Genomic DNA, 574 nt, shown 5'->3' on the forward strand with positions numbered 1-574 from the left:
GTACCTTCCACAGGACCGTTTGAATATGAGGTTTTGAAGCTGTTGACGATTTCGTCAAAGTGTTTGAGCAGGGTTTTATTGACTTTTTTCATTACCTCAGGCAGTTTCTGGGGCGCATTCAAGAGTTCCTTTAATAAGACTGCATTCTTGCGGTGTATAGCCAATAAAAGCTCTTGATAATACTTATAAGCCTGAGCTAGCTCAGGAGACATTTTCAAAAGCCGGTCTACAACTTCTGAATCAGTCAACAAGTCACCGCGAAAGTTAATACGCTTTTTTCGTTCGACATATTCAAGTTTATTTGAGTCTTTCATTAAAAGCTTCCAGAGGCGCTTGAGTGCGCGGCCTTCATGGGATTTTGCACCATATTGCTTCATAACTGAGATTCGGACACTGTTTAAGCCACGGTAAGCCTGAACTACGGTATGGAAGCGATCCGCAATGATCAGGGCATTGGGAAAAAGCTCTTTGATCAGCGGGCGATAAGGCGAGTACAAGTCAACAGTCACAGTTTGAACTGCCAGCCGTGCTTTACGTGGATATTGATAAAAATAGCTGCGCAGGTATGTATTAG

The 574-nt window shown here is 43.0% G+C and carries 1 protein-coding gene; it reads right to left on the reverse strand.

Annotated features, from left to right (window positions below; translation table 11 throughout):
• Positions 1–574: transposase (locus LFYK43_RS12235; RefSeq protein ID WP_148095633.1), on the reverse strand; the 574-nt coding region annotated here is incomplete at both ends.

The organism is Ligilactobacillus salitolerans (assembly GCF_003864415.1).
Lineage (GTDB): Bacteria > Bacillota > Bacilli > Lactobacillales > Lactobacillaceae > Ligilactobacillus > Ligilactobacillus salitolerans.